Here is a 13822-nt window from a genome sequence, read left to right as displayed (position 1 = left end):
ACTGTAAAGAAGCGGCCAAACACCGCCAATTGACCGCGTGGTGGATAGTGAGTGAAACGAGATTGTAACAATGCCGCTCGCGCAAGAGTAACGGCATTCAGTTGAGGTCAGCATGATCCAACTTGGATAGCGGGGTGGAAGTAGACCAGCGTAACCGCTTACAGATTAAATCCAAAGGTTCCATCGAAGGACCAGACAATATCGGGAAGGTTTCAAACTATGAGATATCGCACAATGACTAGAAAGATGAATTGCTCACTTGCCGCAATTGCCGTTGCAACAACCAGCTTGGCATTGCCGAGCGGCGCGGCTCTTGCCCAGGAAACAGAAACGGCATCTGACGAAAACTCAGGCGTTATCGTGGTCACCGCCCGTAAGCGAGAAGAAGACCTGTTGAAGACGCCAATCGCGATCACGGCTTTCACCTCGGAAGCGATTGAAGCCAAAGGCATTACATCGATCAATGATCTGGTCGAAAACACACCGGGCATCAACGTTTCCAACATCAGCTCCGGCCGAAATGACCGTTCGTTCCAGCAGATTTCAATGCGTGGCTTCACGCCATCCATTCCGACGTCAACGCTAACTGCAACCTTTATCAATGGCGTTCCTGTTTCGTCAGCAACAGCTGTAAACGCAGTCGGTGATCCAGCGCGGATCGAAATTCTAAAAGGTCCACAGTCAGCCTATTTCGGACGCAACACATTTGCCGGCGCGGTAAACGTGGTTACTAAAGCGCCAGCAGATACATTCGGCGGTTCAATCAAGGCATCTGGCGGCTCGCGGAGCAGCTACGATCTTGCCCTCTCCTTGGAAGGCCCGATCATCGAAGACGTGCTGAGCTTTCGGGCCACCGGCCGCGCTTGGGGCACCGATGGATCTTATGACAATGCAGCCAATCCAGGGCAGACTTTGGGAGATCGTCAAACCCGCACAGGCACACTTCAACTAGACTTCACGCCAACTGACAGCTTGAAAATCGCCGGCTTTGGTCTTTATTCTGAAGACAAGGATGGCCCATCCGCACAGGGTATGCTTTCTGCCTATGAAATACGGTCCGATAACGGCGCGTTGAATATTCCGTTCAATTCCGGAAGCAACGCCGGTGATATTCTTGTTCCAAGCCTTTCTAACTGCAACCTGGTCGGATTGAGTGCAGGCATTTCTGCAACAGAAACCGCCGTCACACGTCCATATATTTGTGGCGCGGCACCTGCTCTTCCTAAGGGTTTCAGCCCAGCGCAAAATACAACCGAAGATTCTCTCCTAGCGGGAATTTTGAACAATTACGATCAGCGGATCACTTCACCAAGTACCGGTGTTCAGGGATATGGCCTGGTGAGAAGATTTTATCATCTCAATCTCACAGTCGACTATGAAGTCGGCGATACCGGTATCACATTATCGTCTTTGACGGGCTATAATAACGAGATTTACAGCCAGCTAGCTGATCTGGATAATTTCGACAGTGATTCGATCGCAAATGGTGCCGCGGCCTTCATTCCAGGTGCCAGAACGACATATTCTTTCCCATTCTTGGTCGAACGGGCTAACCGCGACTTCTCGCAGGAGTTCCGCGCCTCGTACGACGATGGCGGTCCATTGCAGGCCATGTTGGGCGTAAGCTATCTGAACGCCTATTCCGAAAATGACTTGGTAAGCGTATTTGCTGAGGAACAGTTCTTGGCACCTCGCAGCGACGGTAGCCTTGGCCCTCCAGGCAAAGCGGTCACCAAGAGCATCTTTGGTGGCGTAAGCTACGAAGTAATCGAAGGTTTGAAGATCAGTGCCGAAGGCCGTTATCAGCAAGATAAAATCTTTGCTTATGCTGGCGGGCGAGGATTGACGGTTGCATCAGATAACCTGTTCGGACTACCAGGCGGTACTTTCGGTCCAACCGAACAGTTCTTTTCGAAAAAATACAACAATTTTCAGCCGCGGATAATCGTAAACTACGATATCACACCTGATATCATGATCTATGCATCATGGGCCAAAGCTGCCAACGTTGCCCTCAGTTCTTTCAATACAAGCTTTCTCAGCGGCAGCGCAGGAGAGGTTGCTGCGGCTGCTTCCATTGGCCTTGAGGTTGTGACAGAACCAGAAAAACTCACCAACTATGAAGCTGGTTTGAAAGGCTCGTTCTTGGACGGCGCGGTACTGGCCTCCTTTGCTGTCTATAAAGCCGATTGGAACGGCCAGTATAACAACCGCTCCACTGTGTTTAACGACACATCTGTGAATCCACCTGTACCATCGATCATCAGCGGGCTTGCAAACTCCGGTGATGTCAATCTGTGGGGCACGGAGCTGGATTTGTTGATCAACCCAGTTGAAGGCGTGACCATCACCGCAGCGGGCGCAATCAACGATAGCTCAATCCAAAGCTTCGCGGACCCGTCGATCTCGCGTTTGACCGGCAGTATTGATGATGACTTCATTGGCAACCAGTTGCAGCTCGCTTCAAAATACTCAGGGACATTGGGCGTCGAATTTTATGGTGATATTGAAAACTGGGATGATGCCGGTTGGTTTATTCGGACAAATCTGAACTACAAATCGAAACAGTTTGTAGATGCCGCAAACCTCACCTGGATCAAAAGCCGGTCAGTGGTAAATGGCCGGATCGGTTTCACCAAAGGCGACCTATCGCTTGAACTGTTTGCGAACAACCTGCTGAACAACACGCGATATACGTCTATTGCGCAGAATGTGATCTTGACGCCTGACTTCTCGTTGACCGGCGCCAACTCATACTTGAACGTTGGACTTCCGGACAAACGAACGATCGGTATCAAAGCTGGTCTTAAATTCTAAGCTAGAAACCAAGCTAGACAGGAGGGGCGGCGCGCGTTTGTGCCGCCCCTTTTTTAATGGGCGACTGCTACCCGCTAGTCGGTTAATCATCAGCCCAGAATACCAAACCACCATGTCACGCGTCATGTTAAGGTCGAAATCATCCATCCATAAGGCGGTCGTTTCTCATGTACAAAATCATCGCTCTAGCGGCTGCTTGCATCGCTTGCCCGGCTGCTTCGCAGGAAGCGGGATCGGCTTGGCCAAGTGCAGAGCAGGTCAAAATGGTCGATGAACGGCTTGCAAACTTCCCTATTCAAACCTCGGTCAAAGATATTGACTGGTATCAACCGCAAGAAGCGGTAGTCGGCGGCAACGCCGCAAAATTGCAGCCAACCCACAAACCGACAATCAGCGCCTCCGCAATTGAAAAGGCCGTTGCTTTAGCGGAAAGCGAAAAAAGCTACGCCTTGCTCACCTGGAAGGACGGCGAGCTGCAGTTAGAAAAATACTGGTACGATTTCGGTCAATCGTCGCGCTACACGACAGCTTCTATGGCGAAGACTGTTGTTGCCCTAGCCGTCGGAACCGCAGTCGCCGAAGGACATATTGGCAGTGTAGACGACCCCATTTCCGACTATATTTCGACGATGAAGAACACCCGGCGTGGATCCATGTCGATACGCGCCTTTCTAGAAATGGCCAGCGGCATGCAGACACCGGGGGGCACCCGGACCACCGATGGTCCCTATTGGCAATATAGTCTCGGAGATGACATTGGCGAAGCCACCGCCCGTTGGCCGGATAGCTGCGTTCCCCTGAAAGAATTTTGCTATGCTAACGGCAGCACAGCCATGTTGGGCTGGGCCATAGAAGGCGCTACCGGCATGCGCTACGCGGACTGGCTATCGCGGACAGTCTGGCAACCTATCGGAGCATCGGATGCTACTTTATGGCTTGATCGTGAAAATGGCTCACCGCGCTATTCCTGTTGCCTATTAGCCAACGCCCAGGATTGGTTGCGCGTCGGCTTGTTATTCCTGAACCAAGGCCAGGTCGGCAAAGACCAGATCGTCCCGCAAGACTGGATCAAACGAATGACCGCTGCTTCCCCGGCAAACCCCAACTATGGCTGGCAGGTTTGGCGCGGCAGCCCCCATGCGCCGCAGCGTAGCTATGGCAAAGGCATTAACGCGAAAGTAGCGGCTGCCGAGCCCTTTGCGCGGGATGACGTCTATTATCTCGACGGTTCGGCCGGACAGCGTGTCTATATCGTGCCATCGGAAAATCTGGTCATTGTCCGCATTGGCGCACCAAGCTTTACATGGGATGATTCCGCTCTGCCCAATATCATTTTGGCAGGAATCAACTGAAAGTTTCGCGCGCCTATACCGAATGCCGATACGGGCAAATGCACTACCGGTTCGCCGGGCCGGATCAACCGGCCAAGCCGGTCTTGGTCTTATTGCATCAAAATCCGTCGTCCTCATTTGAATATGAACAGTTGATGGCTGCTGTCGCAACGGATCGACAGGTGTTTGCCTTTGATACGCCCGGCTATGGCATGTCCGATGCACCGCCCGAACCGCTCGATATGGCAGGATATGCGGCCAGTTTTTCAGATGCCATTGATGCACTGAACATAGATGGCCCTATCGATGTGTACGGCTTTCACACCGGCGCGCTGCTGGCGATAGAACTGGCCCTGTTGCGCAGCGAGAAAGTGGGCCGCTTGGCTCTAACCGGCATTCCAATGTATCCGCCTGAAAAGCGAGCCGAACTTCTTGCTCAGGCAAAAGACGGCCCGGCCCCGAATGAAAGCGGAGAAGTCACATTGTCGCTTCTCACCCGCCTATGGGACTATATCGTCATCCAACGCGATGCCCGTGTCCCGCTTGATCGCGCGATGCGGTCCTTTGCTGACAAGGCAATGGCCTTGGATCGCGCAAGCTGGGCCTATCTCGGTGTTTGGTCTTATGACTATTCGCGATTGGACGCGCTCAAGCTGCCCACGATATTACTGCAGCCAGACGAGCAGCTGAGAGACGCCTCGCTCGCTGCGGCCCGGTTGATATCCAATATCAAAATACATGAATTTCCAGACTTGGATCGAGACATTTTTGAATTTGCACAAGAAAGAATAGCCAATGAACTACACAAATTCTTCGATTAGTAGCGACCTACCGGTTGCCCAGATTTCACACTCGGTGGTCCACCCCGATTTTATCGCCAGAGAAGTTGCGGCGCGCTATCCCGTGTCGGGGAAGGTCGAGGCCTGGCTTCTCTATCGCGGCATGAACGATGTCTATCTGGTCCAGGATGAGAAAACCAAATATGCTCTGCGCGTCTGGCGCAAGACTTACCGTGATGTTGACGATGTCGCGTTCGAACTGGATTTTCTAGCCTTTCTGAAAGACCGCAAATTCCCAGCTTCCGTGGCAGTGCCACAGCATGACGGCAGTCTTTATTTCAAGGCCGCGTCACCGGAAGGCGACCGAGCTCTTGCCCTTTACGACTGGGCACCCGGGAAAAAATTCGGGGAAATGCTGAGCGAGGATACTGCTGCCAGCATCGGAGCCCAATTTGCGAAAATGCACTTGCTCGGCATCGAACATGCCGGTGCGGACCATAAGTTCACCACGGAAACGGCCTGCGACTATAATATCTGCATGCCGGCCTTGCTTGATTTCGTTTATGATCGCCCGGACGATTTGCGCGACTACCCTATCATTGCATCCGCGCTCGACAAAAGACTGCAGGAACTAGCCGACGCAGGCGTTCCAATGGGCATCTGTCATCGCGATTTCCATCCGAGCAATGTCCATGTCGACGAAGCGGGCACGATCACCTTCCTCGATTTCGACGCCGCGGGCGAAGACTTCCTGATGCAAGACGTAAAAAATTACGTCTGGGGCAATCTATTCTATGACTTCTCGCCCGCTTATGGAGAAGCGTTCGAAGCCGGATATCAATCGGTCCGTCCTTTCACCCAACTCGAGACTGAAAATGGTGAATTGTTCATGATGGCCAAGGCATTCCGGCTTGTCGCCGGCATGGCGCATAGCTCGGTATCGGTGGGACGAGGGACATTGCGCTTCCGCAATCTCGACTGGCTCGGGGACTATATCAAAACCCGCGCCCGCGATGCGGGGCTCCTATGACCGGCGGCGGCGCTCCTGTGACATGGCCGCGCACCGGTACGGCCTGGTGGATGGTCAGCCTGCTGTTTCTGGCCGGCATTTTTTCGGTCATTGATCGGGCGATCCTCAATATTGTGGTCGACCCGGTGCGGCTCGATCTCGGGATCACCGATGTTCAGATCGGCCTGCTACAGGGTCTGGCTTTCGGTGTTTTCTATGCCTTCATGGGCCTGCCCATGGGTCTGCTCGCCGATCGAACCTCGCGTAAACGCCTGTTGATTGCAGGCATATCCATATGGAGCGTAGCCACCATAGCAAGCGGCTATGCCACCAGTTTCGGTGAACTATTTGCCGCCCGCCTGATGGTCGGGCTGGGCGAAGCCGCCTTGGGCCCCTGCGCAATCTCCCTGATTGCCGATATGTTCCCGCCAGAGAAACGCGGCCGCCCGATCAGCGTCTATATGATGGGTCAGGGACTGGCCAACGGCATCGCCATATCGGTTACCGGGATCATCATCAGCGTCGCCATCGCAGGCGGTTTTGCCGCTGTCCCGCTGATCGGGGAGATGGCCCCATGGCGCACGACTTTCCTCATTTGCGGCGCGCTCGGCCTGCTTGTCGCCCTTGGTCTCATGACAACCCGCGAACCGGCGCGGCAAAATGTCACCGTAACCAAACCGTTGAAATCGGCGCTGCCCGGCGTTGCAGAAGCGCAATTTTTCTGGCGCAACCGCGGCGTCTTACTGCCGCTATATTTCGGTTTCGCTGTCGTTTTCCTCGTCGCCTACGGGGCTGGCTCCTGGGCGCCGGCGATGCTGATGCGCGGCTTCGGAGCATCTCCCGCCTTTCTCGGTGCATGGCTGGGCCCCTTTTCTATCGCCTTTGCCGCCGTCGGCCCACTGATCGGCGGGTTCCTGCTCGATCGCTCGATGAAGCAGGGGAAGGTGATGAAGCGGTTCGGAATCTTGTCGCTGACACCGTTGCTGGCCATTCCTTCCGCGCTCGCGGTCATGGCGGACAATGTCTATGTCGCGGCCCTGCTGGTCGCATCCAGCGCCGCCATATTCTCGGTGATCGGAACGGTGATGTTTGCCACTTTGCAGGCGATCGTACCGCCGCAGATGCGCGGCAGCTCCATTTCGCTGACGCTGATCCTCAATACCATGATCGGTGCCGCTTGCGGACCGCTGCTGATCGCGACCGTTACCGAACATATATTGGGCGATGCCACGCAGGTGGGCTGGTCGATCGCGATCGTCTCCATCCCCGCGCTCATCGTCGGTGCAGCGCTCAATGCGCTGGCCTGGCGCGGCATGAAGCAAGCGCGCTTAGCGAAAACCGAAACGGCGCTGCTCCTGGATCCAGAACTTGCGGATCCGGCCTAGTCAGGCCGGATCCGGTTCCACCAGATCTGCTTCATTGAGTTTATAGCGGCTGACGATCAGTCCAGCACAAAGCATGGCAACAAATGGCACGATGGTCAGGCATATCAATATAGCATTGACCGCGCTTTCAGGCTGGCTCGCATCCGCCGCCTGCGTGGTCGCGGCATAGCCTCTATACTGCAGGAAAAAGCCCATTAGCGCTATGCCCGCCGCAGCGGACAGCTTGTCTAACAAAGTGGTGAATCCGGCAAAGGCGCCTTCCCGTCGCAGGCCACTGCGGATGTAATCAAAGCGCACCGCGTCCGTCATCATGGAATAGGATGTCAGGATCATGCCGCCCGCTGCAACGCCGGTCAGAAGCGCGCGCAGGCCCAGCAATTCCATTGCCTCGCCCTTCGTCGCAGTGAACCAGAGAAGATGCATCAGTCCATAGGATGTCATGGCAGTGATATAGGCGCTTTTCTTACCGGCTTTGCGTGAAAACCAGACCCATGCCGGCATCGTGGCGACCGACCCAATCATGGCGACCATATAGTATGACCCCAGATAGCTGTCCGGTAACTCCAAGACATAGCGGGTGAAATAGGCACCGGCAGCTGACGTAACCGCCGTTCCTGCCAGAACGAACATATGAGCAAACGCCAGCAATCGGAACGGCTGATTGTCCCAGGCCAGCTTGACCTGATCCTTCAATCGATAACGTTCCGTCTCGCCATCAGGAACGGTGCGCGGCGCATTTGCCAGTGCCAACAGAGTAAGCACCGTGGCCAGCGCAACGGCTCCGGCGACAATCATCGACATGCCGGTATGGCCCTGCCGTCCTGCACCCCAAGTGACCAACAGCAACGCCGGCATAGTTGATCCGATAACCACTCCGATAGAATTGCCAAAAACGCGCCACGCCATCAGACTCGTACGGGCATGATAATCTTTCGATGCTTCAACCAACATGGCAAGCCCGGGTATCGTCAATGCGGTGTAACCGCTCGCATGCAATAGCAGAGCAAAGCCCAAGAATATCTGCAATAATAGGGGCGATGCGATATCGGGCGGCGAGAATATCATCAACACACCCCCCACCATCATAACGCCACCAGCGGCCACAAATGGCAGTCGCCGGCCCCAGCGGGATTCGAACCGGTCCGTCCATGCGCCGACCGCCGGGTCAAGCAACCCGTCATAGACTTTCACAATTGCAAAGAGGAACCCGGCCGCTGCCGCCGATATTGCTAGATTATCCGTGAAAAAGCGGAAGGCGAGCAACGTGACGACATTAAAGCCTGCAGAATGGGCAATGGGCAGTGTGACAAAACCAAATTTTACCCGCCAATCGACGCCACTGGCCATGTTAACTGTCACCCCAAGCAGATTTCAAAAATGCCCCCGGGTCTTGCAAGAGCTCCGGACGATGTACTTTCGCTCGATCGATCCAGGCTTTTGGCACTTCCGCAAAACGCGACCCGGTGCGTCCGGAGCCAAAGGCCGAAAGATGGCCCGGATGGTCCGCTGGCATTTTCAACCAAGGGCGCCATCCAACAACATTGCTATATCCCACTAGGCTCGGCACTTGTTTTGCTTCAGGATCTGCCAAAGCCTCTGCGTTGGCGTGATAGGTCGAGACATCATTATACCGGAACGGCTTGGTCGCGCCGGGGAAAAGGGCCTCTGACTGGACGCGTTCGGTCAGCCAAATTTGCCCGTCGGATTGATAGAGCGGTGATATATGGTGATCCAGCGTCATGCCGGGGATCGGCTTTTCCAGCCTTTGTTCAAGATCCGCGCCGATCAGCACAACCGAGGGTGGATAGCCGCCGTCAGGAATTGTGACGGTTTCCCCGGTATAAGGATTGTCAAACGTATCGATTACCGTTGTGCCTTCATGATCAGTGAAATAGCCCAGCTCATAAGACACACTGCGATAACCGCCGCCCGCTGTCGGCCGACTTTGTGTCAGCACGACCGAGGCAACGCCAAATAGCGGCGTCATTTCATCTCCCACCATGCCGAAATAGCGTGCCTTGGCCCAGTTCACGACAACCCGCTCATCCAACGCGTGCCGGATAAGCATGAACGTCCGCAAACGACCTTCCGGACTTTGCAAGTCCAACGGCACCGCGGGAGTATGGCCGCTCGCTTGAGCAGGCAGGGCTACTGCTGCCGCAGACGCACCCATAATTTTCATCGCATCGCGCCGTTTCAGGTCCATGGTTTTTCCTTCAATTGATTGGCCAAGCTGTCATTTTTGAGCCGCTATACCACAGGTCAGATATGACTATCCGCTAGCCGGACAAGAATGAGTATCATGGCGCATCCCACTACATGATCCATAGATTTCCAGGTTCTTATTTGACGGAGTATATCCATGCGGTTTTTCAAATGGGCTGGCAGCCTCATTCTCATCCTTATTCTCGGGGCGGCCATTATTCTGGGTACCATGCGCTTGGGCTGGTGGAATCCGAGCTATGAACAAGTGAAGGCCGAATATGCGACACCACCGTCTGAATTTATCCAGGTTGGCGATGCTTCGGTCCATATCCGCGATGAAGGCGAAGGTCCGGTCATCATCATGCTCCATTCGTCCATGGCGAATTTGCGCCAGTGGGACGACTGGGCCGACCTGCTGAAAAAAGACTATCGGGTCATTCGGTTTGACTGGGCGCCTTATGGTCTCACCATCGATCCCAATCCCCCCACGGGAATGCCCGGAGCAGTACAATTGTTGGAAGCCGTCGTTGCCCAGAAACAACTGGAGACATTCACACTGGTAGGCAGTTCCAGCGGGGCCACGGTTTCCGTGCTCTACGCATCTGCCCATCCGGAGAAGGTTCGCGCCTTGGCGCTTTCGGCCCTGCCGCTCAAAGCACCACCACCGACCGACTTCAGCCAGCTAACATGGGGATTGATCTGGGTTCACCAGAACCTCATCCCCAATTATAACTCTCGTCTCTATTATAGACAGACCATGTCCGAGCTTTACGGCAAGCCGGAACGGCTAACGCCTGAAGTGGTGGATTGGTATTATAAGACCAACACAATACCGGGCGGCTATGCCCGTGTGCGGGCTTATTACGAAGCCAATAAAAAGGCCGTATGGGCCACGGGCGCAGGCGATTACGCCGCCAAGGTGCAAGCGCCGATCCTGCTGCAATGGGGAGACCGTGATCCGGTGCTGCCGATCGATATGGCGACAGATGCGGTGAAACAATTTGCTGGTACCGACGTCACGCTGGTCCACTACCCCGATACAGGCCACTATCCTATGCTCGAAAATAACGTCGAAACAGGGGCCGACCTCAAAACATTTTTGGCGAAAGTTCATGCGAATGAGACAGGCCAATGACCAACATTTCAGGCAGTTGGGCGATGCATGGTATCGCGCTCGCACCCGATGGTTCAACGATGTACGAGTGGGACGCCGACATGCAGATCGACGCCGAAACCGGTACAGAAACCGGGCACGCGAAGGTTGTAATGGAAACATCGGGCATCAAATCGTCACGCTCTATCAGCTATGCTGAAAAGCTGGTCATCCAGCCGAACGGAGAAATCCAGCTGCGCTATGGCTATGAAGCCGACCCGGACCATGAAGCGACACAGGATCATGATTTTTTCGGTCTGTCACAACTGACGTTTGCGCCCGACGGACAAACTGCCCAAGGCACATCCTGCAACTACAACGGCCGCTATGTAATCATGCAGATTGAACTGAAACGGGCCTAATCCGCATTTCTTCAAACGGAGATTGCATTCTCCTCGTCGCGCGCGGCAACTTTTGCGCGTAGCAACGGGATCAGATCACGGCCGATAGCAATGACATCATCTACCGGATCAAAACCCCGGAGAATGAAAGCCGAAACCCCTGCGTCATAATAATCCATGAGCGCATCACTCAGCTGTTCAGCTGTGCCCACCAAAGCACCGGAATTGCTTTGGCCACCGCGCAATTGGTTGATGCCGTTCCAGAAGCATTTTTCCAACCGGTCACCGCGCTTGGCAATCTCTTCTGTACGCCGGAAACCAGACGCTTTTGCCGCAGCCGTGTTCACGTCTAGATCGCCAAGGTTGCCGGCGATTGTGTCACGCAGTTCATCAGCGCGCTGCCACGCCGCTTCTTCCGTGTCGGCGATGACAATACGGATCGACATCAAGAAGCGCGGGTCACGATTGTGAAGCTTTGCATTGGCGCGCACCTTGTTGACGACTTCGGTCATCCCTTCGACGGTATCGCTGAGCGTCGCGAAAACATCCGCACATTCTCCGGCAACATCAAGCGCTGCGGGTGACATGCCGCCGAAATAGATCGGGATATCGGACCGCGTCGGCTTTACGGCTGCAAAACCGCCATCGAAACGAAACCATTTTTCATCATGATTGAACGGCTGAGGATTGCTCCACATTTCGCGCAATATCCCGATATATTCTCTGGCGCGGTCATAGCGTTCGACCTTGGAGACATAGTCGCCGTCGGCTTTGACTTCCTCGTCACTGGCCGCGGTAATGATATGAACACCAATCCGTCCCGGCATCAATTGATCGATTGTCGCCAGCATGCGCGCCGCCATCGTCGGCGGAATGAAGCCAGGTCTGTGCGCGAGCATGACGCCCAGCCGCTCCGTAGCGGCGGCAACAAAGCCGGCAAGACTGATATTGTCCGGCATCACCGCTGCATTGGCTAGCAACACTTTATCATAGCCCCAGTCATCGTGCAGTTTGGCCATCCGTATAACGCCATCGCGATCAAATTGCGTGAAAGGAAGGGGATGGGTCTCGCTGGAAATATTGTGGTTCAGCAACCCGTTGATTTCGACTGGCATTGGTAATCTCCCTTGATGTGGGAGAAATAGTAGTGCTGCCGGAGTAGCTAGATAGCAGCCGTGGTCCGCTTATCCGACAGGTGAAGCTTGATCCTGAATCTGCATCGGCACGCGCCTTTATCCGTTCTGCGACCAAATATGTCCGAGAGTCAGAGAGGCTCGATACGGCCTGTAAACAATCGGCTTATAGATAGGCGAACCCAATGATCGACGATGTACGCGGAAAATATCTCCAGTTCTTTAGAACCATGAGCAGACAGACACGCATTTTCTGGCGCGGTTTCTAGAATGAGCAAACCACAACATATCAATCCGGACGGTACATCCGATCCAAAACTACCTCTAAGCGTATGCCTTGGGTTCGGGGTTGGCACCGTCGGCGTGTCGATCATGCTCAATGGCGTCACCACCTATTTCCCGGCCTTCATGTCCACGGTACTCGGCAAGGATGCGGAGGTCGCGGGCTATCTGTTGATGGCATCAAAGCTCTATGATGCGATAGCCGATTTCGTAATCGGTTCGATGAGCGACAAGACCCGCACAAAATGGGGCCGTCGCCGGCCTTATCTGCTGGCCGGCGCATTGGTTTCAGCGCTCTCCTTTTTCGCGATTTTTTCTCCGCCGTCCTTGGCCGACGAACATATCTCGCTCTATATGTTCCTGGCATTGATCCTCTATTCGACCGGCTATTCACTGTTCAACGTGCCCTATATGGCCATGCCATCCGAAATGACCGGGTCGAAATATCAGCGATCCCGATTGCTATCGTTTCGGACCCTGTTCGTATCCATCGGCCAAGTGCTTGCTATGGCCGGAACTGCGGCCCTGATTTCCTGGGGCGGTGCCGATGCCAATGGCTATATGCTGATGGGCTGGGTGATGGCTCTGGTCATTGGCTCCGCTATGCTGGCATCCTTCTTCGGAACCGGCAGCGCGCCCCATATCGAGGCATCGAAGGAACCAGAACCCGCATTGAGTTGGGAAACGGTCAAGCAGATATTACGCAACAAACCCTTTGTCGCGATCATTGCTGCCAAAATATTCCAGTTTCTTGCCTTCGCCAGCCTCGCGACAACAGGCCTGCTGTTCCACTTAAACGTGTTGCTCATTGGCTATAGCGGGCAAGTGCAACTGGCCTTGGCACAAAATATCTCGACCGCTTTGTCGATGCCGCTCTGGCTTTGGATGGAAAGACGAATGGGCAAGCGCAACGCCTATATCATCGGCCTATTTCTGATGGCGATCGGTTCGCTTAGCTGGCTAACGACCGACAGCTCCATCACCACCTGGGGCATCATCTGGCGTGGTCTGATCAGCGGGATCGGATCGGGCGGCATGATCCTGTTGTCTATCTCTATGTTTGTCGACAGTCTGGCGCATGATCGCGAAGTCACAGGGCTACGCCGCGAAGGGCTGCTCTCCAGTGTCATCGCGATTATCGAAAAGACCACATTCGCGCTCGGTGTTGCTGCTGTCGGAGCCTATCTCAGCTTCGCCAACTATCTGCCGACAAAGGGCGGTGAGATCGTTCAGCAGCCGGATTCTGCTGTTTTCGCCCTCTACTTCTGCTTCACGATATTGCCGGTCATCTTCTTTGCCTGCAACGCTATCTGCATCAGCTTCTACAAGATTGGCGGGCGATATCCGGATAGCAATGCGCCGCGCGAATAACCGGCAAGACGGAGGG

Annotated in this window: 11 protein-coding genes; 8 read left to right on the top strand and 3 right to left on the bottom strand. The window is 54.6% G+C overall.

The annotated features are described in order from the left end of the window. The first annotated feature begins 234 nt into the window (after positions 1-234). The 5 genes from ABJG22_RS02635 to ABJG22_RS02615 all read left to right on the top strand — a co-directional run bounded on the left by ABJG22_RS02635 (position 235) and on the right by ABJG22_RS02615 (position 7321). Positions 235-2817, top strand: a complete 2583-nt coding sequence (locus ABJG22_RS02635; RefSeq protein WP_348018678.1) for a TonB-dependent receptor — start codon at positions 235-237, stop codon at positions 2815-2817. 167 nt (positions 2818-2984) lie between these two features. Next, positions 2985-4169 carry a serine hydrolase gene (locus tag ABJG22_RS02630; protein WP_348018677.1) on the top strand — a complete coding sequence of 395 codons (1185 nt, stop codon included), beginning with the start codon at positions 2985-2987 and terminating at the stop codon, positions 4167-4169. Positions 4170-4207: 38 nt separating this feature from the next. Then, positions 4208-4969, top strand: coding sequence for an alpha/beta fold hydrolase (locus tag ABJG22_RS02625; protein WP_348018676.1), 762 nt, complete (start codon positions 4208-4210; stop codon positions 4967-4969). Continuing rightward, positions 4944-5957: a phosphotransferase gene (locus ABJG22_RS02620; RefSeq protein ID WP_348018675.1), complete on the top strand. Its 1014-nt coding sequence runs from the start codon at positions 4944-4946 to the stop codon at positions 5955-5957. Before ABJG22_RS02625 ends, ABJG22_RS02620 begins: the two co-directional genes overlap by 26 nt. After that, positions 5954-7321: an MFS transporter gene (locus tag ABJG22_RS02615; protein ID WP_348018674.1), complete on the top strand. Its 1368-nt coding sequence runs from the start codon at positions 5954-5956 to the stop codon at positions 7319-7321. Before ABJG22_RS02620 ends, ABJG22_RS02615 begins: the two co-directional genes overlap by 4 nt. On the opposite strand, the gene ABJG22_RS02610 is transcribed toward ABJG22_RS02615, so the two are convergent. Both ABJG22_RS02610 and ABJG22_RS02605 read right to left on the bottom strand, forming a co-directional pair. Then, on the bottom strand, positions 7322-8680 hold the full coding sequence (locus tag ABJG22_RS02610; protein ID WP_348018673.1) for an MFS transporter: 1359 nt from the start codon (positions 8678-8680) through the stop codon (positions 7322-7324). After that, positions 8670-9527: a DUF1838 family protein gene (locus ABJG22_RS02605; protein ID WP_348018672.1), complete on the bottom strand. Its 858-nt coding sequence runs from the start codon at positions 9525-9527 to the stop codon at positions 8670-8672. The genes ABJG22_RS02610 and ABJG22_RS02605 overlap by 11 nt, the downstream gene beginning before the upstream one ends. Before the next feature lie 156 nt (positions 9528-9683). Here ABJG22_RS02605 and ABJG22_RS02600 point away from each other — a divergent pair, with 156 nt between their 5' ends. Both ABJG22_RS02600 and ABJG22_RS02595 read left to right on the top strand, forming a co-directional pair. Next, complete coding sequence (locus ABJG22_RS02600) at positions 9684-10661, top strand: alpha/beta hydrolase (RefSeq protein ID WP_348018671.1); 978 nt, start codon at positions 9684-9686, stop codon at positions 10659-10661. Beyond that, on the top strand, positions 10658-11041 hold the full coding sequence (locus tag ABJG22_RS02595; RefSeq protein WP_348018670.1) for a hypothetical protein: 384 nt from the start codon (positions 10658-10660) through the stop codon (positions 11039-11041). Before ABJG22_RS02600 ends, ABJG22_RS02595 begins: the two co-directional genes overlap by 4 nt. Positions 11042-11052: 11 nt before the next feature. Here the strand turns inward: ABJG22_RS02595 and ABJG22_RS02590 are convergent, their stop codons facing one another. Further along, the gene (locus tag ABJG22_RS02590; RefSeq protein WP_348018669.1) at positions 11053-12135 is read right to left on the bottom strand and encodes an LLM class flavin-dependent oxidoreductase; all 1083 of its coding nucleotides are present in this window, start codon (positions 12133-12135) and stop codon (positions 11053-11055) included. A gap of 288 nt (positions 12136-12423) precedes the next feature. Between ABJG22_RS02590 and ABJG22_RS02585 the strand changes: the two genes are divergently transcribed. Continuing rightward, entirely contained in the window at positions 12424-13806 is a 1383-nt protein-coding gene (locus ABJG22_RS02585) for an MFS transporter (protein ID WP_348018668.1), read from the top strand. The last annotated feature ends 16 nt before the right edge of the window (positions 13807-13822 follow it).

Origin of the sequence: Parasphingorhabdus sp. (genome assembly GCF_039939955.1) — a bacterium.
Lineage (GTDB): Bacteria > Pseudomonadota > Alphaproteobacteria > Sphingomonadales > Sphingomonadaceae > Parasphingorhabdus.
The sequence above is the reverse complement of the archived record's forward strand: the minus strand, read 5'-3'. Positions and strand labels throughout refer to the sequence as shown.

Coding starts and splice junctions, on each gene's coding strand:
- ABJG22_RS02605 (WP_348018672.1), bottom strand. CDS start 9,527: ATGGACCTGAAACGGCGCGATGCGATGAAAATTATGGGTGCGTCTGCG.
- ABJG22_RS02615 (WP_348018674.1), top strand. CDS start 5,954: ATGACCGGCGGCGGCGCTCCTGTGACATGGCCGCGCACCGGTACGGCC.
- ABJG22_RS02585 (WP_348018668.1), top strand. CDS start 12,424: ATGAGCAAACCACAACATATCAATCCGGACGGTACATCCGATCCAAAA.
- ABJG22_RS02620 (WP_348018675.1), top strand. CDS start 4,944: ATGAACTACACAAATTCTTCGATTAGTAGCGACCTACCGGTTGCCCAG.
- ABJG22_RS02590 (WP_348018669.1), bottom strand. CDS start 12,135: ATGCCAGTCGAAATCAACGGGTTGCTGAACCACAATATTTCCAGCGAG.
- ABJG22_RS02630 (WP_348018677.1), top strand. CDS start 2,985: ATGTACAAAATCATCGCTCTAGCGGCTGCTTGCATCGCTTGCCCGGCT.
- ABJG22_RS02600 (WP_348018671.1), top strand. CDS start 9,684: ATGCGGTTTTTCAAATGGGCTGGCAGCCTCATTCTCATCCTTATTCTC.
- ABJG22_RS02595 (WP_348018670.1), top strand. CDS start 10,658: ATGACCAACATTTCAGGCAGTTGGGCGATGCATGGTATCGCGCTCGCA.
- ABJG22_RS02635 (WP_348018678.1), top strand. CDS start 235: ATGACTAGAAAGATGAATTGCTCACTTGCCGCAATTGCCGTTGCAACA.
- ABJG22_RS02625 (WP_348018676.1), top strand. CDS start 4,208: ATGCACTACCGGTTCGCCGGGCCGGATCAACCGGCCAAGCCGGTCTTG.